Below are 25,367 nucleotides of genomic sequence, written 5' to 3' on the forward strand. Positions count from 1 at the left end.
CGATAATAGGTCATGGCTCTACGCGCAACTATCCACAAAGCCGACCTTCATGTCGCAGATTCTGATCGCCATTACTATGGCAGTCATTCGTTAACTATTGCTAAGCACCCTTCTGAGACTGAGCAGCGCATGATGGTCCGCATCATCGCCTTTGCATTGCAGGCAAATGAGGATCTAGCGTTTACAAAGGGTTTGAGTGATACCGATGAACCCGATCTGTGGATTAAAGATCTTACCGATGCAATCAAGTTGTGGATTGAAATCGGCCAACCAGACGAGCGTCGTATTCTGAAAGCCTGTGGTCGTGCTGATCAAGTAATTGTCTATTGCTATGGCGGACATACCAGCAAAATCTGGTGGGATGGCATTGCTAACAAACTCACTCGTGCTCGCAATTTACAAATAATCGCTATACCAGCAGAACAAGCGGAAGAGCTGAACAAGTTGGTTGAGCGCAGCATGGTGATCCATGTCAATGTTCAAGATGGTGAAGCTTACGTCTCCTCTGATAAAGGGCAGGTCACCATTACTCCAGAGATTTGGCGCAACAATCAATAGGCCTTAAAAATGAAGGTAGTAGTTTTCGATACCAATGTCTTGCTAGATCTTTTTGTCTTTAATGACTTTAGAGCGCTTCATTTAAAGCAAACGCTGATCGAAGGCAAAATAGATGCGCTCGCAACTCCAAACACTTTAGAAGAATTTGCTGATGTGATTGCTCGCCCTCTGTTTTCGCTCGATGAAGTGCAACAAGAGCAAATTCGCCAGCAATGGCATGGTTTAGCAAGATTGATGGATGATAAAAACTTGGCCAAAGCCCCCTGGATATGCCAAGACCCAGATGATCAAGTCTTTTTAGACCTTGCTTACACTGCAAAGCCCTGCTTCTTAATCAGCAAAGACAATGCAGTGCTGCGATTTGCGAATCAGGCTGCAAAAGAACAAGTATTCATTACCGCAGATTACAACGCAGCGATCTTATAGGCTTTGCGCGGCCTGTGCGGCAATCTCAAAAGATCTGAGACGAGCCTGATGATCGAAAATTTGCCCAGTCAAGATGATTTCGTTTGCGCCAGTAAGATCCAACCAACGACGAATCCCCCGCTTTACCGTCTCTAGCGAACCCACTACTGAAACCTGCAAGGTATGATCTGCCGCTGCTAGTTCATGAGGCTCACAAAATTCATTCATGTCAGTAATTGGGGGTGGTAATTGCCCGCGGGTATTGCGCCGCATTCTGACAACATTCTGTTGCAGTGTAGTAAATAGATGTTGAGCTTCTTCATCTGTATCTGCTGCAACTACATTCATCACAAATGCTGAATAGGGTTTATCTTGTTGTGCCGATGGCTTAAAGAGCTCACGATAAATCTTCATTGCCTCTAAAAGTTGCTCTGGCGCAAAGTGAGAAGCGAAGGCATAAGGTAAGCCAAAGTGAGCGGCTAATTGAGCTCCATACAAACTAGAACCTAAAATCCAGATCGGAACATTGCTATCGACCCCTGGTATCGCCTTTACAGATTGCCCTTCTTGTAACGGGCCAAAATAATGCTGTAACTCACGGACATCCTGTGGAAAACGATCATCGCTACCCAATAAATCCCTGCGCAATGCCCTGGCAGTCATTTGATCGGTACCAGGTGCACGACCCAAGCCAAGCTCAATTCTTCCTGGGTATAAAGCTTCTAGGGTGCCAAATTGCTCAGCAATTACTAAAGGAGCATGATTTGGCAACATAACGCCGCCAGAGCCCACTCGGATATGGGAGGTGCCAGCAGCAATATAGCCAATCAAAACTGCAGTTGCAGAGCTCGCATTGCCCGTCATATTGTGATGCTCTGCTACCCAATAGCGGGTATAGCCCCATTTTTCGGCATGCCTTGCCACATCCAAGGAGTTGCGCAGTGCATCGGCAGCAGTAAAACCCTGAGGAATCGGAGATATATCTAGAATGGAGTATGGGATGGAATTTGCCATCGCTAGATCATACCGAGAAAGTGCATTGTTGACATGAGTAAACCCAAAATGGCTGATCCTGACGATGGCCTATTTAAGCCAGGCAGTAGATTGCGCCACATTAAGACTGGTGGATTTTATAAGGTGGCCTTCTTGGCTAACGTAGAGGCAAATCTGGAGCCAGCTTATGTTTACGAATCCATGCAATCGCATGATTTTTGGATTAGACCCAAAGCAGAAATGGAAGATGGGCGATTTGAGCTTATCTCAGAATAGAAAGTAAGTTATGTCAGAAGAACGCATCACTAATCTAGAAATCAAATTGAGCTTCACGGAAGACTTAATTGAGAAACTCAATGAGACCGTCTATAAACAGCAACAGCAAATCGAATTTCTGTATCGCGAATTAAAGGCAATTAAAGAACAAGCCAGCAGCGGTGGAGGCGGCGGCGCAAGTTCTCAGGATGAAATCCCCCCGCACTATTAATCAACTGCTAATATAGTCACTAGGCATAAACCCCTTTCAACACCAGCAAAGGAATCATCCATGAGTAACTTAACTCTATTTCTAGTCCAGTGGGGCTTAACTTCTTTATCCCTTTGGGTTGCCAGTTATATTTTTAGTGGCTTGCGCTTTGCGGATGGCGGCTCATTATTAATTGCTGCCCTCCTCTTAGGATTTGCTAATGCGATCGTTAAGCCTTTGCTCGTTCTTTTCACGCTACCATTAACGGTAGTAACCATGGGCCTCTTCTTGCTCGTGATTAATGCCTTGGTATTGATGCTGGTTTCTGCAGTGGTGAGTGGCTTTACGATCTCCAGCTTCTGGACCGCATTCTTTGCCAGCATCTTTATTTCTTTATTTAGCCTCTTTGTCAGCGGCTTAGTTTTTTAAGAAGCTGATTTACGAGCTTCGCTAGGCTTACTTGCTAGCAGGATAGATATCAGACCAAGAGTGCAGCGCTGTTTTACATGGCTGCGACTTGGTCGCCAATGATTTAGCATTCTCCGCTGCGATACTAATACCGCCGGTTAAGAAACCCAATCCAATAGAGACGGCGCTATTCACCACCCCTGCCTTATTCACCCCAGTTTGCGGGTTTTGTAATGTTCCCTCAATCTTTACAAGTCCGGCCAGATCCAAGCCCGTTGTCAGGCCTGATTTTTCTCTTGGATTAATACTGATATTGAGAGCCTCGCTGGCAAGATTGATCGAGCCCGCTAGGGTGATGTCAAGACGATCCGTCTCAATGCCAACTGAATTCTGAATATTTACCAGCCCACTATTGATGGGTAAGTAGGCAACAGCACAATTCAAAGTAGTTTGATTAGATTTCTTATACATCGGATTAATTGCATCTATTACAGTGATGACAAAGTCCCCGCCTTTATTGATGAACTTCGAATCTAATTTACTTTGCCCTACTGAAACCTGAATAGCCCCATTGGCTCGACTAACCATTTGATGTGGGCTCACACCACTTCCCTGTATGTTCCAGGCCACTTTTGTATCACCACCAGAAACTCTAGCGCTTGAATCGGTGACGGCAATAATTTGCTCTAAAGTAAAGTCCTTAGCAATACCCTTCACAGAAATCTTAGGCGCAAGGCTGGTGAACTGAGTAATGGAAAGTTGCGCTTGGGCACTTCCCTTGCCTATATTAAAGCTGACATTGCTCGCATCAATCCTATCCTTCTGAAATTGGAGTGTCGTTTTGAAGTTAGTAAACGGCGCCTGATGCGGAATCCCAAGCTCAGCAATATTAATGTTGACCGAGCCATCAGCTAAAGGTAAAAGATCAAAAGGCAGCGCGTCATCGGAGAATAAATACTTTCCTTGGGCTTTATGTGTGGAAGCCGAGGAAGTTTTTCCAGCTGCTCCAGCAATAACAACAGAACCCGCTAAAGGCGCTAAATCAAAGGACTTTGAATTGAGATTGATATTGAATTTTGGTAATAGATCTGGCTTTTTATCAATGTCGCCCGTAATCGCAAGCGACTTACCGTTTAAGGTTAGAACCAAATCTAGATCTAGGTTTACTGGAGATTGATTCCAAGCGAAGTAAGTATTACGCAGTGAAGTTGTTTTACCCTTTAGATTCAGGGCGTAGTTAGCACGCTGAACATCCACCAGAATCGTAGACTTCCCGTCACCGGCATCTAAAGAAAGTTTAGGAATACTAATCGGGCTGGCTGCTTTTTCTCCGTCTTGATAATTGATACGGGCATCTACGACATCAAGAGTTTTAATGGAGACAAGGGCATTACTAGAAGAATCGCTAGTTACAGCCTGTGTTGCCGAACCACTGGCAACTATCGTAGGCGGAGTGAGATTCCAATTACCCTCCCCAGCCTTATTGGTTTGTAAGTTCGCCTCTAGTCCTCTTACACCGATTCTGCTGATTTCAACGCTACCTTTCAGAAGCGGAAGTATCCTAATATCTAATTCAATCTGCTTGAATACAAACATATCAGGATTGCTTGCCCATGAGGCATTGCTCAAAGACACCTGTTCGGCTTTTACGCTAATTGATGGGAAAAGACTCAGGCTTACTGGACCGGTGATTTTCAACTCACGCCCAGTTGCATCTTTGACCGAAGAACTCAGAAGCTTGGTTACCTGAGCAGGATTTATAAAAGATGATGCGTACCATGCGCCCAAACCCACTAGGGCAAGACAGCCTACCAGAGCAATAAGAGAAATCTTCAGGGTTTTGTTCACCTACCCATTCTAAATCGAGTACTAGATATGAGCCAAGACCATCACCCCTAGACTAAAATGAAGTGATGAGCACAGATAATCTACCGAAGTGTCCTGCCTGCCAGGAAGATATGACTTACCCCGATGGGGAAAATTATGTTTGCGCCCAGTGTGGCCATGAATGGCCTTTGGCCGCTGCTTTAGAAGAGGTTGAGGCTGGGCTCATTGTCAAAGATGCCAATGGCAATCTTCTAGCAGATGGCGATACAGTCACCCTCATCAAAGACCTCAAAGTCAAAGGCTCCTCCACTACCCTGAAGGTCGGCACCAAGATTAAAGGGATACGCCTGGTATCAGGTGATCACGAAGTCGACTGCAAAACAGAAGCAGGCAATATGCTACTCAAAGCCTGCTTCCTGAAAAAAGCCTAGAAGCATTTTGCATCTAGGCTTTTCTAATTCACCAGGAGCTTAACTACTAGCCTTCTTTAAGACGGCATAAATCTGGTCTTTTAAAAGGAGTTTTTCCTTTTTCAAGGTCTCGATTTCTTCTGGGGTACTCGGCTCTGAATGGGACTCCATTCTTTGGATCTTTTGATCTAAATTGTTGTGCTTATCAAATAAATGCGAGAAATGACGATCTGTCGTTTTCAGCTTGGTGATGAGTTCGCGATATTCAGGAAACATAAGCCCTCTTGATATTTAGGTTGCACAAAACTTCACGCTTTTAGTGTAGCAACCCTCCATTCCAAGAACAATGCCTTCCTCAATCTATTTGTTTCACCCCTCCCCTTGCAATCTGGGGGACAAACCCCATATAGGAAAGGCGAATTCCCGAGGGAATTTGCAGTAATATCAGATAGTGCATCAAGCACGATAACTACCGAAAGAAGGGTAATAAACCATGGCTACAAAGAAGTCTCCAGCAAAAAAGAAAGTAGCTACCAAGGTGGTAAAAAAAGCCCCTGTTAAAAAAGCTGTCAAGAAAGTTGCCGCTAAGAAAGTAGCAAGCAAAAAGACGGTCAAAAAGGTAGTGAAAAAACCAGCAGCCAAGAAAGTGGCCGCAAAGAAGCCTGCTGCCAAAAAAGTAGCAGTTAAAAAATTAGCGGCAAAGAAACCTGCGGCCAAAAAGCCAGCAGTGAAAAAAGTTGCCAAGAAGACTGCAAAACCTGCTTCATCTAAATCACCTAAAGTTGACCAATATGGTCTAGAGCAAGATGATGAGTTTTACGGCCTGTATTTTGCAAAGTCTACTAACAAGGGATTGGTTGAAGTAAAGCCCTGCACTTTCTCGCTGATGTATTGGTGGAAAGGTTTGCTTGGCTACCCTGACATGATCGAGATCTCCAAAGGAAGCAATACTGCTATGTTGCAGTTTGAATCCACATTTGGTGGTGGCGATTCTGGCGAGACAGAGTTAACCGAAAAAGATGTGCTGGATATTGATCACATCATTGAAGTAGATGAAGAGGAAATGATGATCTCCCTCTACTCCTATGTGCCTATCCCAGTGCCTGAGAAATTGGTTGGGGCTTTAAGCCTAGCCGTTCTCAACATTAACCCAGAAACTCGCTATGGCAGCCTAGAAATCTGCCCAACCGAGAATGAAAATGGTGAAACTGAGCACTTCTTGCGTTACCGTGCTGCAACCTATTTGCGTGGCATCAAGTCTGGCAAAGTGGAAGCAATCGAAAGCATGGTTACCAATGGTTCTGAGTTCTTTGGCCTTGCTTTAGATGCGATGTGTGTCAATAAGTCGATTAAGAAGTGGTTGCTTAGCTAAGCACTAATCAATGGCGATTTAACTAATCGTCACTATCTGCAAAGGTAGATATAAGTTAAGGGAAAACGGTCATTGACCGTTTTTCTGCTTTCTAGAATCGTCGCAGTTCTCTTCCCTTCCTTTTTACACTCCTCTAATGCCACTTCCTGGGCTTCATTTTCTTTTGCATCTTTGGGCGCATGAACACCAACCGTGCCATCTGATTGCCTGTACACACCAAACTGACTGACTGGTGTTGAGCAGGCCGCTAACATCAGGCCTAGAAAAACCACTAAGTAATGACTTACCATTTTCAATGCCGCCTAAAAGATGAGGGATAGATTGATTCTATCTTAGGACGCCCAAATTACTGAGCCGCCCTGCCCCCAGGCCTATATTGGTCCATCACTGCATCTAGGCTGTCATTGGTAATACCCGGATTTGCACGCTGGAGGCAGCTTAAGAGAACTTGCTTATTGGCGTGCTTCTGATTGGAACCCGGTAATGTCCCTTGGGGTGCAGGATTGACATCACTAAAGCAAGCTCTAAATTGGTCTGGCGTCACTCCAAGACCACGACTAATTTGGTCAACGGGTCCATGAGGATCATCGCGCATCATGCCTCCTGGGCCAACTGGACCCCCTTGAGGTGATCTAGGCATGCCCTGCTGCATTCCTTGAGGAGGCATCATTGGGGGCGGCATTTGTGCGAAAGCAAAACTAGAGAATTCTGCGATTACTAATAAATAAATGATGAGTTTTGTCATGACACAATCTCTTTCATATTGGCATGCCAGGAAATAAAAAAGCCAACCAGTCAAAGACTAGCTGGCTTTTATAAATCAACGGCAACTTAAGTAAGTTTTAGACTAATGCTCATATTAAGGGTTGTTCGGGGTGGTCACATTCCCCGAGCCAGAGCTCGTTACATGAACCGGAAGTAGTGAATTGGGAAACAGCCCCGCAACCAAATTACCGACAATAGAACGTTTACCATAACCAAAATAATTTCCTTGAACGGTATTATTAAATGCAGTATCAGCAATAAGAACACCATCCCCTGTATTTCCGCTGATTACACTAGACATTGCAGTATATGAACTGGAAGGTGTATAGGCGATAACAGAGTTATTGTTACTTCCTCCGCCAATATAAATACCACCCAGTCCATTACCAAAAGCAGAAACCTGAGTGGTTCCAAGGCCAATTACAGAGTTAAATACAGTATTGTTATTTGCAGTACCGACAATTTCAATTCCGTATCTTGCGTTGCCAGAGAAGGTGTTTTGCGGAATAACAGAATTGTTGTAACCGCCTATATAGTTTCCATGGGCAGTTCCCGCAATGTAAACCCCGCTACCGCCGTTACCAGCACCATTTGCGCCAGGACCATTAGCAAGAGCACCAGTACCTTCAGTATTCAAACCAACCACGTTAGGATCGACAGTAACACCAGATGCGTTTCCGGAAATCTCAATACCATGATGCATATTTCCAGAGAATACGTTAGTGCGAACTAAATTGTTGCCGCCAGTAGAATCAATTGTGATCCCGTTTCCACCATTCGGAGCAGCGCCCTGAAAGGCGTACAAGCCACCAAACGTATTGAAGGTGGTGAAGCCACTAGCAGTTCCTGAAACCTTAATACCATCAAGTGTATTGCCAGCCGAAACGTTACCAAGCGGGATTACACCGCCAACCTGGACGCCTGCAGAGCTGCCATCAACCAAGATGCCGTGGCCGCCATTTGGAACCATCGATGCATTGTTTGCACCAGCACCAAAAAAGTTAGCCTGGACCAAAATCGCATTGGAGTCGGCTATATGCAAACCATTGCCTCCATTGCCGCTCAATACGTTGTAATAAATAAATGGATTGTCTTCAAAAGTACAACCGATGAGTTGATTGTTATTCGCATTACGAATCAAGACACCATCTAAGGTGTTACTAACAGCTGCAGTACCAACATTATTGGTGCCGATAAAGTTTCCGCTTAATACCGTTAACTCTGAACCACCATCAATTAAAACCCCGTTAAGCGAATTACCGGAAATCAGATTACCTAATGGCGGAGCAATAGAAACGATTGGGACTGTACCCTTGTTGCCCGTTGGATTATTAGTTTGCCCTGTAGCGGAATTGATATATGCAGTACCACCAATGGTGTTATCAACCGCATAATAAGTTACATAGATACCGTTGAAACCGTTAGCAATCTTTGCTGTTCCTGCTGGATTGGTGCCAATGGCATTGGCTTGAATCTTGTTGCCTGCGCTGCCATAGATCTGGATACCATTCTGCGTATTACCGGAAATCACATTAGAGTAAAGACCAGAGATACTATTTGGGTTTGTGCCAATAACGTTGTTAGTAGAAGAGGTTGCAATATAAATACCATCCTTCGCATTGCCAGAAGCTGCACCACTTAAGTTCAGGCCAATATAGTTTCTTAATAAAACGATATTGCCCGCATTTAAGGTAATGCCATTTGAATTAGATCCAATGATTGACAAAGCATAAATGCCAGAACCTGCAGAGCCACTGTTAAAAGTAAAACCTGAGGCAACGTTATTGAAGTTCACCGCAACCAATGGCGCAGTAGTGGTGTTACCAGCTACATAGCCAGGAGCAGTACCGCCATCAATTAATACTTTCTTTGTAATAGCAGGCAAATCGCTTGCAAGGGTGATTACACCGGCTACAGAAAAAGTAATGCCTGAGTATTGGGAAGTTGATGCGCTATTAACTGCCGTAATTGCATCTCGCAGAGATCCGGCACCTGAGTCGTTGGTATTACTCACAACGTAAAAGACGCTCGGGGTTGCGACAGCAGAACTACTACCGCTATCACTACCGCCACCACAGGCAGCTAAACCAAGCGTTACTAATGCCAAGAAACTGAGGGAAATATAACGCCAAAATTTTAGAGCGGTAGAGGTAGACATACGGATGACGCTTTCTGTAAATAGGGAATCTGATTCTACATTCTCCCTAGAGCTAATCTCCTCTATTTCGGCACAATTTTGAATATAAGCCCCCTTTGGAGGCCAAAATCATAGGCTTTAGGCCTGAAAGAACTTATCTCTAAGCCATAAAGCAACCGAAACCAGACCAACCATGATCGGCACCTCCACCAGTGGGCCAATCACAGCAGCAAATGCCGCCCCAGAATTAATCCCAAAGACGGCAATGGCTACGGCAATAGCTAACTCGAAATTATTGCTAGATGCCGTAAATGACAAAGTGCAGCAACGCTTATATTCAATACCCATTTTGATGGTGATAAAGAATGTCAGCAAGAACATCACCACAAAGAAGACTAGCAATGGAATTGCGATGGTAACCACATCCATTGGCAACTGAAGAATTAACTTACCTTTCAAACTAAACATCACTACGATCGTGAAAAGCAAAGCAATTAAGGTGATTTTGCCTATTCTAGGGACGAAAGTATTTTGATACGACTCTCTCGACACAAATTTGAGGGCAATGTATCTCGTCAAGAATCCCGCAACACAAGGAACCCCTAGATAGATAGCAACTGTCTTAGCGATCTCACCAATAGTGATATTGACAACAGATCCTGCATGGCCAAAATACGGCGGCAAGACAGTTAAGAAGAAATAGGCGTACACACTAAAGAACAGCACCTGAAACACTGCGTTAAAAGCTACTAAGCCAGCCGCATATTCCGTAGAACCTTTGGCAATATCATTCCAGACAATCACCATGGCAATACAAGGCGCTATGCCAATCAAGATAAGACCTGCCATGTATTCCGGTTGATTGGGAACAAAGAGGATAGCCAAGAAGAACATCAAGGTAGGCGCAACAATCCAATTGAGCAAGAATGCCAAACCAAAGATTCGCTTGTCTCTGAAGACATCAGGCAAGTCTTCGTACTTTACCTTTGCAAACGGTGGATACATCATCAATATCAATCCAATGGCTATTGGGATATTAGTAGTGCCCGATTGAAAGGAATTAATGAACTCCTCTACCCCAGGAACAAAATATCCCAACCCAATACCTGCCGCCATGGCAGCAAATATCCAAACAGTGAGGTATCGATCTAAAAAGGAAAGCTTGCTGGTAACTGTGCTCATGATTTATTGTGAATTTCTTGAAGGCTAAGTGAATTGAGTCGATCTAATGGCATATCCGCCAGAAGATCAATGCGTTTTTTTAAGCCAATCATGACTTCTTTAAATGCACGGCGTTTATCGTCATCCGTGCCAGGCACTTGTGATGGGTCTGGGAAGCCCCAGTGGGCAGTAGCAGGTTTTCCAGGCCAGAATGGGCACACTTCGCCTGCCGCGTTATCACAAACCGTAATAATGAAATCCATCTTTGGAGCTTCTGGCAAACCAAACTCATCCCAGGACTTGGAGCGTAATTTAGATTCATCGTAACCCATCTGCAAAGCCAACTCACGTGCAAATAGATTTACTGAAGTGCCTGGAGTGGATCCTGCTGAGTAGCCCACAAATTTTCCGCTGACATGAGTTGAAGCAAGTGCCTCCCCCAAAACAGACCGAGCAGAATTATGGGTACATAAGAAGAGAATATTGAACTGCTTCATTTAGCCTTCGCCTTTTTCAAGATTAATACTGGAGCGCATGATTTGCCACCGCAGCAGTTTTCAAGCAAGAACCCGCTTAACTCTTGCACCAAGCCTGCATTAGGTCGATAGATGAGATTGCGGCTTTGACGCTCTACTGACAATAAGTCAGCGCCTACTAGTTCTTTCAGGTGAAAACTCAGTGTGGCGTTAGCAACCCCTAGCTTTTCAATCATCTCGCTAGGCGTTAATCCAGTATCACCACGCTGAACTATCAAGCGAAAAATATTCAAACGGGTCTCTTGACCCAGGGCCAGGAATGCTTTGATGGCATCAGTATTTTTCATATTTCCAATTGTATCGAAATATATATTTCACAATAGTGACAATCAATGTCACATAACTGACATATATGTGTCATATATGCTTGAAAATAGAGAAAATTAAACGTAGGATTGATTGAAGATACGCCAATACAACGAATTCACAATCAACCCAGGAATCAGCATGAGCCAAAAGAAATTAGTTAAGCAGCTATTAAAAAAGCTCGATAAATTAGAGTCAGATAGAGAAAAGCTGATCGACAAGCTTGGAAAAGCGTTGGATAAGTTAGATAAAAAAGTAGCTAGCAAAAAAACTCCGGCTAAGAAAGCTGCCGCCAAAAAGACTCCGGTCAAGAAAGCGCCTGCTAAAAAGGCCCCCGCCAAGAAAGTCCCAGCTAAAAAGGCTCCTGCTAAAAAAGCGGCTGCAAAGAAAACTACTCCTGCTAGCCCTGCCAATACAAATGAAGCAAGCTAATGGGTCAAAAAGGCAAAGATAAGCTAGAGCAATCTAGTTACGACGATCAGCTCCGCTTATTGCAGATTGAGTTGGTCAAGCTGCAAAATAGTCTGATCAGCAAAGGCGATCAAATACTGGTCATTCTTGAGGGCCGCGATACGGCTGGCAAGGATGGCACTATTAAAGTCATTACGCAGCACTTAAGCCCCAGGGAAACTCGCGTGGTTGCCCCCGGAAAACCATCTGATACCGAATCTGCAGAATGGTACTTTCAGAGATATGTAGCTGAGCTTCCCAAAAAAGGTGAGTTTGTTCTATTCAACCGCAGCTGGTACAACCGTGCCGGCGTTGAGATGGTCATGAATTTCTGCACGAAGGAGCAGTACGCCAACTTCATGGGAACCGTAAATGAGCTCGAATCTATTCTGACCAGCTCTGGCATAACGATTCTCAAATACTATTTAGACATCTCAAAAAAGGAACAGGCTGTTCGTCTTGCAGATAGAGCTAAAGATCCACTCAAGCAATGGAAGATTAGCCCGATTGATCAGCAAGCGCAGAAAAACTGGGATGCCTATAGCAAATGTAGAAATGACATGCTAGAAAAAACCAGCTCTAAAGATGCGCCCTGGATCGTTGTTAAGGCGAACGATAAAAAAGTTGCTCATCTCAATATGATTCAAGATCTTCTTTCTAGAGTTTCATACCCAGGAAAAGATAAAGGCTTGCTGAAGGCTGATAAGGATATCGTCTTCCAATGGGACAGCAAACTATCTAAGCTCGAAAAATAAGCCCTTAAAAAACCTCGGGAACATACATCTCAGGCGGTACTGGGCCTCGAAGGTAATCCGGGTTATGAACGCGTTTTGGCAAGGTAATCACTGGGTGATCAATCTCTTTATACGGGATTTGATCCAATAAATGCGTAATGCAATTTAGACGTGCTTTTTTCTTGTCATTGGCAGCAACCACCCACCAAGGCGCCTCAGGAATATGCGTACGTTCAAGCATGGTCTCTTTGGCCTTGGTATAGGCCTCCCACAACCTTCTTGCCTCTAAATCCATTGGACTTAACTTCCACTGCTTTAAAGGATCGTGAATCCGCATCATGAAGCGGTTGTATTGCTCTTCGTCAGAAATTGAGAACCAGTACTTGATCAAGATAACGCCTGAACTAATCATCATGCGCTCCAGATCAGGAACCGTTCTTAAAAACTCTTCATACTCATCATCAGTACAGAAACCCATTACCTTTTCAACGCCAGCGCGGTTGTACCAGCTTCTATCAAATAGAACGATCTCGCCACCAGCGGGTAACTGGGAAATATATCTTTGAAAGTACCACTGCGTCTTTTCACGTTCGTTAGGTGCGGGCAAAGCAACCACTTTACAAACCCGGGGATTCAATCGCTGGGTAATGCGCTTAATCGCCCCACCCTTACCAGCAGAATCTCGACCTTCAAATAGGACTGCCACCTTAAGCTTGTTCTCTACCACCCAGTCTTGAAGCTTTACCAACTCACCCTGGAGTCTAAAGAGTTCTCGGAAGTAAACGTTACGTGGAATTTGTGAATGACTATCACCATCAGGAGATAGGCGGTCATCATCGAGCTCCATTTCAAGCTCTTCATCCATGCTGTCCAGAATCTCTTCTTGTGCACGGCGATACCACTCGGCCATTTCGTTGTGTTTTGATGTCATATTGTTTCCCTAATAATACTTATAGCGGGGGAAAATGACACTTTTGTTACATAGAGGGCTGATTACCCTTTAATTGATTAGAAATCGCCTCTTGACTATGCAAAGCCAGCCATTTTCGGTCTCTGGAAGCCTCAGGACTAGCTCCCGAGGGCGATAAAAAGGTAAGCTCCACGATCAGGTTACGATCCCTCAAGATCTGAGCCATGGATTCCAGTAAGCCCATCTCACCCACAAATGCCGGCGCTTCACTTCTCATACAAGATGACAATGATTTATAGGTAATTGCAAGCGAATAGACAGGTACCTGAGCAATAACAGCCGATTCAAATAAATTGGGCTTAAATGGCAGGACACCCTCACCTATTGTGGAGGTGCCCTCTGGAAAAATGCAGACTGACTGCGTTTGAAGAACCTTAGCCACCTCGCTCGCAACCTGCTTTCCATGACGAGAGTTATCACGCTTGATAAATACCGTGCCCAATTGTTTGGCCATCCATCCAAATATTGGCCAACCCTCTACATCGGACTTTGCTACGAAGCGAATGGGCTTAAATGCATTAATTGCATGTATATCCATCCAAGAGATATGGTTTGATGCCAGTAGATAGGGTGTGGCAGGAAGAATTTCTGGATTTTTGAGTCTTAATTCAATTCCAAATATAGATAACAGTCTTCTTGACCACTTCTGAATATGGCTATTTTTAGTTTCCTGAGTTGCAAATGGAAACTGAAAAGATAGAGTCGCCAATCCAGCAATCACATGACTCCACACTAAAATCCACGACCATGCATAAGCCCAATATTGAAACGGGGACTGTTTGGAGTGTTTATTCAGGCTCATATGTTGTAGAAATATAAAACAATTTCAGAAAATACTGCGTCGTCATAAAACTGTCTTAGAACTGTCATGCTGGTTTCATACTCAGTAGGCTTAATACTGTTTCATGATGCATTACAAAGCCATCTGGATTTCAGACGTACACCTAGGAACATCAGGGTGTCAGGCAGACTACCTTCTCGATTTCCTTAAGCACAACGAAGCAGATAAATTCTACCTAGTTGGCGACATTATTGACGGCTGGAGACTGAAGAAGTCTTTCTACTGGCCTCAATCACATAATGATGTAGTACAAAAACTCTTGCGTAAGGCACGTAAGGGGACAGAAGTCATCTATGTTCCTGGAAATCATGATGAAAGCGCCAGACAGTTCTTTGGCATGTCTTTTGGTGATGTCAAGGTAGTTGAGGAAGTCATTCACACAACCGTAGATGGTAGAAAACTATGGGTAACCCATGGCGATCAGTTTGATGGCGTGATGCAATACGCCAAGTGGCTTGCATACGTTGGTGACAACCTCTATTCGCTCATTCTTTACATAAACCGTTACTTCAATATGGTCCGCGCCAAGATGGGACTGCAATATTGGTCGCTATCACAATACCTTAAACACCAAGTAAAGAACGCAGTCAGCTATATCGCAGACTTTGAACACATCATGGCCAGAGAGGCCCGCTTAAGAGGCTGTGATGGCGTAGTTTGTGGACATATTCACAAAGCAGAAATTCGCGAGATTGATGGCTTGTTGTATTGCAACGATGGTGATTGGGTCGAGAGCCTTACTGCCTTAGTTGAAACACAAACAGGCGAACTCAAAATTATTCACTGGACACAGATCAAGGGTGAGCCAGTTGAGTCATCTCAAATCACTCTTCAACTTGCTATCGAATCTCTCATCAAAGAGGCTGCGCTATGAAAATTATGATCATTACTGATGCATGGGACCCACAAGTTAATGGTGTTGTCCGCACCCTGAAACAAACCCGCGCTGAATTAACTGCCATGGGGCATCAAGTAGAAATGATTACTCCTAATGGCTTCAAATCCATTCCTTGCCCAACCTATCCTGATATCGCCCTCTCACTCTTCCCAGGCAAAGAAGTGGCTCGTCGTATTAAAGAATTCGCGCCTGATGCAATGCATATTGCAACAGAAGGCCCACTAGGTTTATCTGCTCGCGCCTACGCAGTTAAAAATCGCCTGCCTTTTTCAACTGCTTATCACACCCGTTTCCCAGAATATGTCAAAGCGCGTACTGGCATTCCTTTAGCAATTACCTATGCATTTATTCGCTGGTTTCATAAACCGTCAATGGCTGTCATGGCGCCAACGATTGTCGTAAAGGATGATCTGGAAGCTTATGGTCTAAATAACGTGGTGTTGTGGTCAAGAGGTGTTGATCTGGATATCTTTAAGATGCAAGATTCCAAAGCCTTAAATACCGCACATCCTATCTTTTTATACGTGGGCAGAGTTGCTGTTGAGAAAAATATCAATGCATTTTTAGAAATCGATTTACCAGGTTCAAAGTGGGTGGTAGGAGACGGTCCAGCGATGACTGGAATCAAAGAAAAATATCCAGAAGTGAACTATCTGGGAGTGCTTCAGCAGCATGAGTTAGCAAAAGTGTATGCGGCGGCAGATGTATTTGTATTTCCTAGTAAGACCGATACATTTGGTTTGGTTTTACTGGAAGCAATGGCTTGCGGGACACCGGTAGCAGCTTATCCAGTGACCGGTCCGATTGATGTACTGGGCAACTCCAATTCAGGCGCCATGAATGAAGACCTCCGTGAAGCTTGCATGCAGGCCCTCAAAATTCCTCGTGAAGTAGCACGCGCACATGCTGAGAAATTCTCTTGGAGAGCGGCCTCAGAGCAATTTGCCAATCACCTTAAGCCTGTACCAACAACAGAAGTTCATGTAACAGCACTAGCCTAAAGAAAAACGCATCTTGAACTCCCCATATCACATAGATCAGAACCCCCATAAGGGCAATCGAGGCCTTGCCAGAGCGTGGCATGCGGCCAAGAACTCTTGGTGTGGCTTGGTTTATGCATTTATGGAAGAGAGTGCCTTTAGACAAGAGCTGACTTTATTTGCTTTGCTAACACCAGTCGCCCTCTTGTTGCCGATCACACTGCTAGAGAAATCATTACTAATTTCTTCCTTGATGATGGTGCTGGTTATTGAACTATTGAACTCCAGCGTGGAAGCAGCGATCGATCGAATCTCATTCGAACATCATGATCTCTCCAAAAGGGCAAAAGATTTTGGTAGTGCCGCCGTCATGCTTGCGCTATTTGTCGCAGCCCTACTCTGGGCTGCAGTCTGCATCCCCTTGCTCCTGAAACTTTAATTACCCACTAAGGCCAGCCATGTCTGATATCCCTAATCCAATTGGTTCATTTGAAATTTTCACCCCCAAGAAAGTCAAAGCATTAAAAAGAAATAAACCAAACCCGCTTAAAAAGCTCTCTAAAAAGTTGGCCAAAAAGCTGTTTGGCAAGAAGTTTGTGACAAAAACTAGGGCTGAGCTCAGAGAAGTAGCTCCTGCTCCTGCGGTTCAGATTGATAAACCAAAAAAACCTGCCTTTCAAATTGTTTGGGCAAGCACAACGGGCGAGATTAAAGAAGTACAAAGATTGCGCTATAAAGTATTCGCCGAAGAAATGGGTGCCAATCTCCCCAAGAACGCTCAAGGCTTAGATGTCGATGAGTTTGACTCTTATTGCGATCATTTATTGATTCGTGATCAAGACAGCCTGAAAGTAGTTGGTACCTATCGCATATTGCCCCCACATAAGGCACAAGAAATCGGCCGCCTCTATTCTGATTCTGAGTTTGATCTATCTCGTATTGATCACCTGCGCCCTAAATTGGTTGAGCTTGGTCGATCTTGCGTGCACCAAGACTATCGCTCAGGAGCAGTCATCATGGCGCTATGGAGTGGCTTGGCTCAATATATGCAAAAGAATGGTTATGAAATCATGCTTGGTTGTGCAAGCATTCCAATGGCAGATGGTGGTCACTTTGCAGCGAGCCTTTATAACTCTCTAGGCAATGATCAAATGGCGCCAACAGAATTTCATGCCTTCCCGCGCCTGCCTTTGCCCCTGGACAAGTTAAACGGTGGTTTAGAAGTGCAGCCGCCACCATTGATCAAGGGTTACCTAAAGCTGGGGGCAAAAATTTGTAGCTCGCCAGCCTGGGATCCAGACTTCAATACAGCAGACTTATTGACGATGCTCCGCCTTTCAGAAATCAACCCGCGTTACGCAAAGCATTTTCTAGGTTTGTAGTATTCAAGCATCGACTCTTAAAGAAAAAGCCACTTCGCATTGATGTGGCTTTTTTATTCCAAGCTATATAGTTACTTAAAACTGACTTGGTAAGAGCGCCCTACCCTTTCCCATTCCGCCGCCTCTTTCAGAAGGCTAAATTCAGTCAAAGGATGCTCGGCAACCCATTCTTTTGGCAGACTCACTAAATATGAACCGTCGTGTTCAGAGACTTTTACTTTAGGAAAATTGGTGTCATTTCGGCCGCGACACAGCACTTGAGCAAGTCGCAAACAAAAGAGCATGCGCCAATCTTCAAAGCTAGCATTATTCGCCAGCTTGCCTAGCTTGCCAGTATGTCCAATGAGTAATGCAGCCAGCCTAGCCTGATCATTTTTAGAGAAGCCCGGCATGTCTGCGTTACCTGCTATGTAGGCAGAATGTTTGTGATAACCGTTGTGGGAGATTGATAAGCCGATTTCATGTAAATTGGCTGCCCACTGCAATAAAGCCACGTTATCCGCCCTGCTTTCCGATTCAGGTTTTGGCAATTGCTGTAAAAAATCTGCGGCTAATTTACCAACCCGATCTGCCTGCTCTCGATCGACGGTGTAGCGTTGCATAAATTGCTCTACAGTCACATAGCGCATATCGTGATGTTGTGATCGGCCAAGTAAGTCATACAAGACACCACTTCGCAATGCAGCGTCCGTTACCTCCATCTCTTCAATACCTAATTCATCGAATGCTGCCAACATAATCGCTAAACCGCCTGGCCACACAGATCTTCTGTCATCCTTCAGACCCTCTAGCTCCACTTGATTGACATGTTCATACTTGAGAAGGTGTTTTTTTAGATTCTTAAGGCCTTCACGGGTAATCATTCCACTCGAGCTATTGACGCGGCCCATCATTAAGCCATCGCCACTTCCATTGAAATGATTATTTCCTATGAGATCTGCTAAAGCTCTAGCGGTACCGGAAGAGCCAATAACCTGCTTCCAGCCGCTTCTTAAATAAGCGCCAGAAATTACCTGTATTTCACGACGCGCTGCCAACTCAGCCTCTTTAAAAGCATGGGCATCAATATTTCCCTTAGGGAAAAAACGCATGCTATGAGATACGCAACCAATATAGAGACTTTCCATCAGCTTTGGCTCATAACCTTTGCCAATGATGAATTCTGTAGAGCCGCCACCGATATCAATTACTAGTCTATTGCCTTGTACGGCCTGAACCTCATGCGCCGCTCCGATATAAATCAGCCGAGCTTCTTCGACGCCGGCAATCACTTCAATCGGGAATCCTAGAGCTACTTGCGCATCTTCTATAAATTGTTGGGAATTTTTAGCAACGCGCAAAGTATTCGTTGCGACTGCTCGAACATTAGCGGGATCAAATCCACGAATACGCTCACCAAAACGCCGAATAGCTATCAATCCCCGCTGATAGGCGTCATTGCCAAGCAATTTATTTTCAGTGAGGCCAGCAGCCAATCGGACTGTCTCACGCAAGGTATCAATAGGACGTAACTGTGTGCCAGAGGGGGTGTTTACTGCTTGGGCTACTAACATACGAAAACTATTCGACCCCAAGTCGACCGCAGCAACAAGGTCTTCTGAATGAACTAAAGGATCTACGAGATTTCTGGCCAAAATATTCCCCAAAAATGGAATGCTGTATCAATTATGTCTATTTTATGTAAAAACCATGACATCTTGATGAAATCAACAGCAAGCCTTAGTGGCTGGGATATACGAGCCTTTTTTAGGCTGCTAAGTTTTGTTCTGAGCTAGAACAATCGCGATTACCGAAGCTACACAAAATGCAGCAATCACCAGATTTTGGCTTCAAGATAGCGCTACATGAGCGGCAGCGATACAAGTGCTGCGCACCTTCTTCGGCATTAATAAGCTCGGAAGCCTGGCAATGGGGGCAGGTAACGATAGATTGGAAATAGTTGGTCTTATTCACATCACAATAGTGAACCAGAATTATTTCAATATTGTGTCAATAAATAAATGGCTTAGTCGGTTGTGCTGGGACTCCAGAACGCCTGGGTCACAAATTCTTGATCAGCAATTTTAGCAATCAACTGATCCATCTCATCGCCATCAACAGCCGATGCAGTTAAAACGGCCTGTATTTCAACATCATCGCTGCCAAACTGATGCACTTCAATATCTTGGGTTTGATAGCCCGCCTCTTCGAGCGTCTTAATAAATTGCTTTAAGGCATGCTTTTGAGCATGCTTAGGAGTGATGATGTATACCGAATTAGTCACCTCTACTGCTTCGGTATCTAGTGGCTGCCTATTAATTAAGCTGACTACTGGGCGAAGTAAGGTATTCGCTGCCAGAACAAAAACAGTAGCTAAGCAAGCCTCTAAAATTAAGTCAGCTCCTGCACATGCACCCACTGCGCCCGATGCCCACAAAGTAGCGGCAGTGTTGATACCCCTGACGTTGCCCTCTTCTCGCATGATGACACCAGCGCCCAAAAAGCCAATCCCAGAAACAACATAAGCCATCACATGAACAGCCCCATCATGACCAGTGAGGCGATTGCCAGCGTCCACAAAAATTGCAGCTCCGATAGCAACTAGAATATTTGTTCTTAAGCCCGCAGTCCGTTGGCGGTATTGACGCTCTAAACCAATTAATCCCCCCAAAATAAAAGCAGCGCAGAGGCTGACGCTCGTATCGGTCAGTGATCCATAGTTAATGTTGTTAATGAATTCCATAGCAGATTTAATCCAAAATTATTTTGATCCTAAACCTAAGGATTGCACCATCATCTTAAACACTTCCGTGTTATCCATAAAGCCCTTGAAGTTTTCTGAACCGGGGCCCATGGCATTCAGAACAGCATCATCTGCCGTATGAACGCCAGACTCTTGGTGCGATGGCAAATTACCGCCCACATGAATTGCATCCTCCTGCAGCTGGAGATATTTTGGATTGGCTACATATTTACCAGAATCATCTTTAACGGCAGGAACAAAAGTGCCATCCATTTTAGGATGTAGGGTTTCATAGTGATCGGGATAGTTGCCATAAAAGAAGGCAATTCTCTTGGATACATCGATCTTATTTGGGTAACCCTGAATATCTGCTTTTGGATAATTTGGATAGCCGGCCTCGGCGTAAATACCCACCTTTTCACGTAAAGGTCCAGGCTTGTCATCATGCACTACCCCGCTAATGGATCCGCTGTGAGTATGATCAGGCGTCACGATGATTAAAGTTTCTGGATGCGTTTTAGCAAAGTCTTTAGCGATTTGCACAGCATTACTAAGCATGATGGTATCAAATGCAGCTCGCTCCCAATCAAGAGGGTGATTGAACTTATCAATCAAAGCCGCCTCTACCATCAAGAAAAATCCATTGGGATTTCTGGATAACACATCAATGGCAGATTGGGTCATCTCTGTTAAATCGGGCTGATTAGGAAATTGTTCAACCGTATTCTTTTTCAGATACAAACGATCCAGCGATCCATCCATATTGTCTGGATGAAAGACGCCAAATAGTTTTTTTGTATCCTTACTCTCTGATGCTGAAAGTAATTCTTGTTTTGTAAAAGCTAACCGATAGCCCTTCAACTTAAAGTTTTCAACCAAATTCTTCTCATCCTTACGTCTTGAGCCCTTAGTGGATTGCGGATAAAAATAGGCAGAGCCACCGCCTAGGATGACTTCAGCACCGCTAGATAAGAGCTGATCAGCAATATATTGTTTATCTGCTCTACGCCTAGTATGAGATACCATGGCGCCCGGGGTTGCATCCTCCAACTCTGCATCAGAAACAATGCCTACCGCCATCTTGGTATTGCGCTTGATCAGCTCCGCAATGGTTTCCACTTTGGGATGCGAGAGATTATCGCCAGCTCGGGATACATAAACGCCCATGGCATTCACCGCTGTCTTATGCCCTGTTGTGTATGCGCTCATAGAGTTCGCAGAGTCAGTAATTAGTGAATCAGACCCTGAAGTACCTATCATGGCTGTACTGGGCATATCGTCAAATGCCAATCTGCCTTGATATTTGCCCTCTTGAATTCCTTTCGAGAGGACTCTTGCGGTTGTCCGGTTAGCAATCGTCATACCATCGCCAATAAATAGAATCACATTTTTTACGCGACGAGGACCAGTTGCATATACATCCCAATTTACTTGCAAACGCTCCTGGGGTGCTCGAGCCACGATTTGATATTTACCAGCCTTAGATAACTGAACCTCTCGATACAGGATGGAGCTACCTTTGCCATTTTCATTAGAAATAAACTCGGGTTGGACGCTAATAATTTTATTTATTGGTGCGCCATTAAGTTCGATCTCAGCATCCCCAAGATTAATGACGGTATTAAATTCAATCTTGATATCAAACTTAGATCCAGCCAAAATGGCAGCTTGGTCGATTGGATAGATAGCTGCTGCCTGAATAAATCCTGCAATTGATCCAAAAAAAATGAAGGAGACAATCCTGAAAAGACGGGGAGTTTTCATAGAGTTGAAATGGTGAATAAGCTTAGGGAATCTACAATATCCACCAATAAAGTGACACTCTCATGACTACGCCCTGATGGGCTTTAAAGGGCTGCTTTTTTCTTGGCCGCTTTCAATCTACCCGATTTGACCGCCTTACGAAATAAATCGAAGTCTTGCTCATTCTGCTTTGCATAGGATCTTGCAAAGGAATACATTGCCTCGCCAAATTCCTTTGATTCACCACAATAACCAGTAAGTTCAGCCGCATCTCCAGAGCGAGCGTGACCCAGGGCAAGAGCCCAGCCGAACAATTTTGAATAGTCGGCAAAGTTCTTTAGAGAGATGCCACCCGGACCGATCGGAATACCTCCCTTCATATCGCGTAATTGGCGGAGATAAAATCCTTCACTTTTATCAACATCAAACTGCATGGAGCCGAAACTCAAAAAGATATCAGGAGCACCCTGTAGCAGTCTCTGACCAGCCACCACACGCCGCCCCATATCTCGATAAATAGACTCGCCTAAATAAGGACTTAAGACAGATTTTTGAGCTTCCTTGTATTGCAAGAACAAAGGATCATTTACGCTATCGCCTTCAAAATAAAGAACCATACAATTGGTGCCCACACTTCCTACGCCAACCACCTTTCGAGCAAAATCCTTTAGGACATACCGTTCAAAAAGAATCTTGCGATCAGCCAGTAAAGTACTAGAGTAATTTAACAAGGCCCTATTAATCAGGGAGCTTAGAGTCTGTCCGTAAACACTCCCTTTGAAATGCTCAATTAAAGGAGGTTTGTTGATGATCTTTCTATTTTTGCCAACAAGCGTAGTCAGTTTTTGCAGTACTTGTATATTGCCCTGCCCTTTAGTCTGCCTTAAATAAACATCAATTTGCTTTTGATGTTCTTTAGAAAAATGCTTAGGTATATCTGAATCACTAATAAAGTCTTGAGCTAAATCCAAATAAGGCATATGCGCATATTGAGCCATCCGCTTTTGATATTCAGCGCAAATACGTAATACTATTTTTTTACTTATTACTTTATCGCCACTATTACTTTCACAGGCAATAACTGCACTTGCAACAAGACGCTTGAGATCCCATTCCCAACTACCGGGCAAAGTTTCGTCAAAGTCATTAATACCAAATACCAGTCGATGTTCGGCAGTTCCAAATAAGCCGAAATTAGATACGTGCATGTCTCCGCATAGCTGAACCGTGATATTGGTAGATGGTTGGTTAGCCAAGTCTTGAGCCATGATGGCGGCTCCCCCTCGATAAAATGCAAAGGGCGACTGCAGCATGCGCTCATAACGAATCGGGATCAGCGACTCAATTCGAGTCTTGGCTTGATTCTCCAGAATGGTGATGGGGTCAATTCGGTGTTTTGGTGGGGTATAGATACCCTGCTGAGCAATGCTGACCTTTTTTCGCAAGGCTTTACCATCTGCCGTGCGCTTTTTGATGCTGGGCCTAGGATTACTAAAAGACTCTACCGACCTTAGAACAGCAAATTTTGGCTTTTTCTCTATAGACATCAACTTCCTCAAAAGGGATACATTCAATCTTAACCCTTTATTCGATGCTATTGCCTATCTAAACTTTAGGCGATGATGAATGGACTGTAGTTCATCCTTGATTTGCACATGATCTAATTTATCTATGGGTAAATCCATGAGTAGTTCAATGCGATTTCGCAGCCCCATTTCGACCTGCCTGAATGCATCTAGCATGGCTGCCTCCCCCGAATCTACAGCGGCAGGATCAGCAAACCCCCAATGGGCGCTAACAGCATGGCCGGGCCAGTAAGGGCACTCCTCACCAGCAGCAGAGTCACAGACCGTAATAATGAAGTCCATACGTACAGCCCCATCTACTCCAAACTCATCCCAGCTTTTACTGCTCAGCAGCTCTAGTGGGTAATCTAATTGCCTGGCAATACCCAATGCGATTGGATGCACATACTTTAATGGCCTAGATCCAGCTGAATACCCTCTAAATCGTCCATGGCTTAGAGTGGTTACCAATACTTCACCAAGAATGGATCTTGCGGAGTTGCCAGTGCATAAAAATAAAATATTGTACTGATTACTCATTAATATTTATGCACTTCAATTGGATTAAATAATTTCGTCAAGACGAAGAGAAAATCTCCCATCCATCAAAAATTGATTTTGATGAGAATCTAATGGTTGATTCTGAGAAATGATTTCTTTCTCAATTTTTTCAATTGCGGATTTTCTATCGACACCAATTCTGAGCGCCAAAGGAAGATACTTAACAAGATTCTCAGTCATTTGGAATGCATTCTTATGTATAAAGTTAAGATCAATATTAGGCGTAATTTATGGCAGTTTTATTAATATGCAAAGTGAGAAATCGAATAAATACTGCATTCAAATCAACTACCCAGCCTATGAAAGACGTAGCGCTTTGCATAAGCCCGTCTTGCCTCGTACCATGCTTGCCAAACCATCATAAGAAATTTTTTCATCGCGTCATCCTTTTGTTTAAAGAATTATTCCAAAACACCTTCATGACTAGTGTGACTTTGAAACATGTCAAGGTGATGGCTTATTTGTGACCAATCAAAGCATCTGATATACACTGAAGTTATAAGAAGTCTGATTGTTAAAGGGAAGTCATATGACTCAATGGGAAATATATGGGGCCATTGCCCTAAGACTAGGTTTGGCTTTGTTAGTAGGCACCATACTGGGCCTAAATCGCTGGCTTCATCACAAGCCCGCAGGCATTCGTACACATTCGCTAGTAGCCATTGGTTCTGCAACTGCAGTATTACTCATCAGTGATTTTGTTCAAGATGATGCGCAATCTGTCAGCCGTGTTTTACAAGGCCTGATAACCGGCCTTGGATTTTTAGGGGCTGGGGTCATCATTCGCGAACAAAGATTACAAAAAATTCACGGACTAACTACCGCAGCAAGTATTTGGTCTTGCGCCTTAATTGGTGCTGCTTTTGGGGCGGGTCAATTTGCCCTGGGAGTTCTTAGCTTGGGCGCCATCCTACTGACATTAGTCATTGGTGGCCCCCTTGAAAGTTTTGTCGCCAGGCTTAATGGGATCAAGCGGAGCTCCGAAGTATCTAGCGATCCAGACTAAAATCCGTATTGAGGCCTTAAAAAGCAGTTTTGTCATATTAGTTTGCTAGGATTGGCCCCATCTTGATCCTTAGTTGAAAAAATATGAGCAAATACCTATACGAAGACGCTGTAAAACAATTACAAGAGTCTGGCAGCATTGGATTGGCGGACTTAAAAAACCTCCCCCATG

General features: G+C 44.2%; 32 protein-coding genes. 14 read left to right on the plus strand and 18 right to left on the minus strand.

Translation table 11 applies throughout. The features are described from left to right. Positions 1–12: 12 nt before the first annotated feature. Positions 13–558, plus strand: coding sequence for a YaeQ family protein (locus ICN40_RS10465; protein ID WP_072583863.1), 546 nt, complete (start codon positions 13–15; stop codon positions 556–558). A gap of 9 nt (positions 559–567) precedes the next feature. Beyond that, positions 568–984 (plus strand): putative toxin-antitoxin system toxin component, PIN family, encoded by a 417-nt coding sequence (locus ICN40_RS10470; RefSeq protein ID WP_216243875.1) that lies wholly within the window; start codon positions 568–570, stop codon positions 982–984. Here ICN40_RS10470 and ICN40_RS10475 read toward each other — a convergent pair. Beyond that, positions 979–1,977, minus strand: a complete 999-nt coding sequence (locus ICN40_RS10475; protein ID WP_072583861.1) for an LLM class flavin-dependent oxidoreductase — start codon at positions 1,975–1,977, stop codon at positions 979–981. The genes ICN40_RS10470 and ICN40_RS10475 overlap by 6 nt on opposite strands. Positions 1,978–2,010: 33 nt before the next feature. Here ICN40_RS10475 and ICN40_RS10480 point away from each other — a divergent pair, with 33 nt between their 5' ends. The 3 genes from ICN40_RS10480 to ICN40_RS10490 are packed head-to-tail and all read left to right on the plus strand — an operon-like array spanning position 2,011 to position 2,851. Next, complete coding sequence (locus ICN40_RS10480; protein ID WP_072583860.1) at positions 2,011–2,232, plus strand: hypothetical protein; 222 nt, start codon at positions 2,011–2,013, stop codon at positions 2,230–2,232. A 10-nt stretch (positions 2,233–2,242) separates the two neighbouring features. Beyond that, entirely contained in the window at positions 2,243–2,443 is a 201-nt protein-coding gene (locus tag ICN40_RS10485) for a SlyX family protein (protein ID WP_072583859.1), read from the plus strand. Between the two features lie 60 nt (positions 2,444–2,503). Continuing rightward, positions 2,504–2,851, plus strand: a complete 348-nt coding sequence (locus ICN40_RS10490) for a phage holin family protein (protein ID WP_072583858.1) — start codon at positions 2,504–2,506, stop codon at positions 2,849–2,851. Positions 2,852–2,878: 27 nt separating this feature from the next. Here the strand turns inward: ICN40_RS10490 and ICN40_RS10495 are convergent, their stop codons facing one another. After that, a complete protein-coding gene (locus tag ICN40_RS10495; RefSeq protein WP_216243877.1) occupies positions 2,879–4,678 on the minus strand; it encodes an AsmA family protein in 1,800 nt (599 codons plus the stop codon). A 65-nt stretch (positions 4,679–4,743) separates the two neighbouring features. On the opposite strand from ICN40_RS10495, the gene ICN40_RS10500 reads away from it, so the two are divergent. After that, entirely contained in the window at positions 4,744–5,088 is a 345-nt protein-coding gene (locus ICN40_RS10500; protein WP_216243879.1) for a zinc ribbon domain-containing protein YjdM, read from the plus strand. A 39-nt stretch (positions 5,089–5,127) separates the two neighbouring features. Here the strand turns inward: ICN40_RS10500 and ICN40_RS10505 are convergent, their stop codons facing one another. Beyond that, a complete protein-coding gene (locus ICN40_RS10505) occupies positions 5,128–5,343 on the minus strand; it encodes a YdcH family protein (RefSeq protein ID WP_216121390.1) in 216 nt (71 codons plus the stop codon). Between the two features lie 217 nt (positions 5,344–5,560). Between ICN40_RS10505 and ICN40_RS10510 the strand changes: the two genes are divergently transcribed. Beyond that, the gene (locus ICN40_RS10510) at positions 5,561–6,439 is read left to right on the plus strand and encodes a hypothetical protein (protein WP_216243881.1); all 879 of its coding nucleotides are present in this window, start codon (positions 5,561–5,563) and stop codon (positions 6,437–6,439) included. 32 nt (positions 6,440–6,471) lie between these two features. On the opposite strand, the gene ICN40_RS10515 is transcribed toward ICN40_RS10510, so the two are convergent. The 6 genes from ICN40_RS10515 to ICN40_RS10540 form a co-directional block, all read right to left on the minus strand. Next, positions 6,472–6,729, minus strand: coding sequence for a hypothetical protein (locus ICN40_RS10515; RefSeq protein ID WP_237767789.1), 258 nt, complete (start codon positions 6,727–6,729; stop codon positions 6,472–6,474). A 56-nt stretch (positions 6,730–6,785) separates the two neighbouring features. Beyond that, positions 6,786–7,184 (minus strand): hypothetical protein, encoded by a 399-nt coding sequence (locus ICN40_RS10520; RefSeq protein ID WP_216243882.1) that lies wholly within the window; start codon positions 7,182–7,184, stop codon positions 6,786–6,788. A gap of 114 nt (positions 7,185–7,298) precedes the next feature. Continuing rightward, positions 7,299–9,362 (minus strand): right-handed parallel beta-helix repeat-containing protein, encoded by a 2,064-nt coding sequence (locus tag ICN40_RS10525; RefSeq protein ID WP_216243883.1) that lies wholly within the window; start codon positions 9,360–9,362, stop codon positions 7,299–7,301. A 117-nt stretch (positions 9,363–9,479) separates the two neighbouring features. Continuing rightward, positions 9,480–10,523 (minus strand): ACR3 family arsenite efflux transporter, encoded by a 1,044-nt coding sequence (gene arsB / locus ICN40_RS10530; RefSeq protein WP_072583850.1) that lies wholly within the window; start codon positions 10,521–10,523, stop codon positions 9,480–9,482. Beyond that, positions 10,520–10,999, minus strand: a complete 480-nt coding sequence (locus ICN40_RS10535; RefSeq protein ID WP_072583849.1) for an arsenate reductase ArsC — start codon at positions 10,997–10,999, stop codon at positions 10,520–10,522. The genes arsB and ICN40_RS10535 overlap by 4 nt, the downstream gene beginning before the upstream one ends. Then, positions 10,996–11,325 carry a helix-turn-helix transcriptional regulator gene (locus ICN40_RS10540; protein ID WP_072583848.1) on the minus strand — a complete coding sequence of 110 codons (330 nt, stop codon included), beginning with the start codon at positions 11,323–11,325 and terminating at the stop codon, positions 10,996–10,998. The genes ICN40_RS10535 and ICN40_RS10540 overlap by 4 nt, the downstream gene beginning before the upstream one ends. A gap of 160 nt (positions 11,326–11,485) precedes the next feature. Here ICN40_RS10540 and ICN40_RS10545 point away from each other — a divergent pair, with 160 nt between their 5' ends. Next, positions 11,486–11,776, plus strand: a complete 291-nt coding sequence (locus ICN40_RS10545) for a serine/threonine protein kinase (protein ID WP_072583847.1) — start codon at positions 11,486–11,488, stop codon at positions 11,774–11,776. After that, the gene (gene ppk2 / locus ICN40_RS10550; RefSeq protein WP_216243884.1) at positions 11,776–12,549 is read left to right on the plus strand and encodes a polyphosphate kinase 2; all 774 of its coding nucleotides are present in this window, start codon (positions 11,776–11,778) and stop codon (positions 12,547–12,549) included. The genes ICN40_RS10545 and ppk2 (ICN40_RS10550) overlap by 1 nt, the downstream gene beginning before the upstream one ends. Before the next feature lie 4 nt (positions 12,550–12,553). Here the strand turns inward: ppk2 (ICN40_RS10550) and ppk2 (ICN40_RS10555) are convergent, their stop codons facing one another. Beyond that, positions 12,554–13,459: a polyphosphate kinase 2 gene (gene ppk2, locus ICN40_RS10555; protein WP_072583845.1), complete on the minus strand. Its 906-nt coding sequence runs from the start codon at positions 13,457–13,459 to the stop codon at positions 12,554–12,556. 46 nt (positions 13,460–13,505) lie between these two features. Then, on the minus strand, positions 13,506–14,300 hold the full coding sequence (locus ICN40_RS10560; RefSeq protein ID WP_216243885.1) for a 1-acyl-sn-glycerol-3-phosphate acyltransferase: 795 nt from the start codon (positions 14,298–14,300) through the stop codon (positions 13,506–13,508). Positions 14,301–14,403: 103 nt separating this feature from the next. Here ICN40_RS10560 and ICN40_RS10565 point away from each other — a divergent pair, with 103 nt between their 5' ends. From ICN40_RS10565 to ICN40_RS10580, 4 genes are read left to right on the plus strand one after another with little or no spacing between them, the layout of a single operon-like run. Further along, a complete protein-coding gene (locus tag ICN40_RS10565) occupies positions 14,404–15,213 on the plus strand; it encodes a UDP-2,3-diacylglucosamine diphosphatase (protein ID WP_374222790.1) in 810 nt (269 codons plus the stop codon). After that, on the plus strand, positions 15,210–16,238 hold the full coding sequence (locus ICN40_RS10570) for a glycosyltransferase family 1 protein (RefSeq protein ID WP_216243886.1): 1,029 nt from the start codon (positions 15,210–15,212) through the stop codon (positions 16,236–16,238). Before ICN40_RS10565 ends, ICN40_RS10570 begins: the two co-directional genes overlap by 4 nt. A gap of 13 nt (positions 16,239–16,251) precedes the next feature. Beyond that, a complete protein-coding gene (locus ICN40_RS10575) occupies positions 16,252–16,656 on the plus strand; it encodes a diacylglycerol kinase (RefSeq protein ID WP_083564292.1) in 405 nt (134 codons plus the stop codon). Positions 16,657–16,675: 19 nt separating this feature from the next. After that, positions 16,676–17,599, plus strand: a complete 924-nt coding sequence (locus ICN40_RS10580) for a GNAT family N-acyltransferase (protein WP_216860769.1) — start codon at positions 16,676–16,678, stop codon at positions 17,597–17,599. Between the two features lie 71 nt (positions 17,600–17,670). Here the strand turns inward: ICN40_RS10580 and ppx are convergent, their stop codons facing one another. From ppx to ICN40_RS10610, 7 genes are all read right to left on the minus strand, one after another. Then, the gene (gene ppx, locus ICN40_RS10585) at positions 17,671–19,233 is read right to left on the minus strand and encodes an exopolyphosphatase (RefSeq protein ID WP_255561311.1); all 1,563 of its coding nucleotides are present in this window, start codon (positions 19,231–19,233) and stop codon (positions 17,671–17,673) included. 112 nt (positions 19,234–19,345) lie between these two features. Continuing rightward, positions 19,346–19,552: a GDCCVxC domain-containing (seleno)protein gene (locus tag ICN40_RS11830; protein ID WP_308281782.1), complete on the minus strand. Its 207-nt coding sequence runs from the start codon at positions 19,550–19,552 to the stop codon at positions 19,346–19,348. Positions 19,553–19,604: 52 nt separating this feature from the next. Further along, complete coding sequence (locus ICN40_RS10590; protein WP_215357286.1) at positions 19,605–20,321, minus strand: MgtC/SapB family protein; 717 nt, start codon at positions 20,319–20,321, stop codon at positions 19,605–19,607. 18 nt (positions 20,322–20,339) lie between these two features. After that, on the minus strand, positions 20,340–22,085 hold the full coding sequence (locus tag ICN40_RS10595; protein WP_216243887.1) for an alkaline phosphatase: 1,746 nt from the start codon (positions 22,083–22,085) through the stop codon (positions 20,340–20,342). Between the two features lie 83 nt (positions 22,086–22,168). After that, a complete protein-coding gene (locus ICN40_RS10600) occupies positions 22,169–23,611 on the minus strand; it encodes a DUF2252 domain-containing protein (RefSeq protein ID WP_216243888.1) in 1,443 nt (480 codons plus the stop codon). Positions 23,612–23,665: 54 nt separating this feature from the next. After that, entirely contained in the window at positions 23,666–24,169 is a 504-nt protein-coding gene (locus ICN40_RS10605) for an arsenate reductase ArsC (RefSeq protein ID WP_216243890.1), read from the minus strand. Positions 24,170–24,193: 24 nt separating this feature from the next. Further along, positions 24,194–24,370 (minus strand): hypothetical protein, encoded by a 177-nt coding sequence (locus tag ICN40_RS10610; protein WP_216243892.1) that lies wholly within the window; start codon positions 24,368–24,370, stop codon positions 24,194–24,196. Between the two features lie 349 nt (positions 24,371–24,719). Between ICN40_RS10610 and ICN40_RS10615 the strand changes: the two genes are divergently transcribed. Continuing rightward, the gene (locus ICN40_RS10615) at positions 24,720–25,196 is read left to right on the plus strand and encodes an MgtC/SapB family protein (protein WP_216243894.1); all 477 of its coding nucleotides are present in this window, start codon (positions 24,720–24,722) and stop codon (positions 25,194–25,196) included. Positions 25,197–25,367: the final 171 nt, after the last annotated feature.

It is taken from the genome of Polynucleobacter sp. Fuers-14 (assembly GCF_018882045.1).
GTDB lineage: Bacteria > Pseudomonadota > Gammaproteobacteria > Burkholderiales > Burkholderiaceae > Polynucleobacter.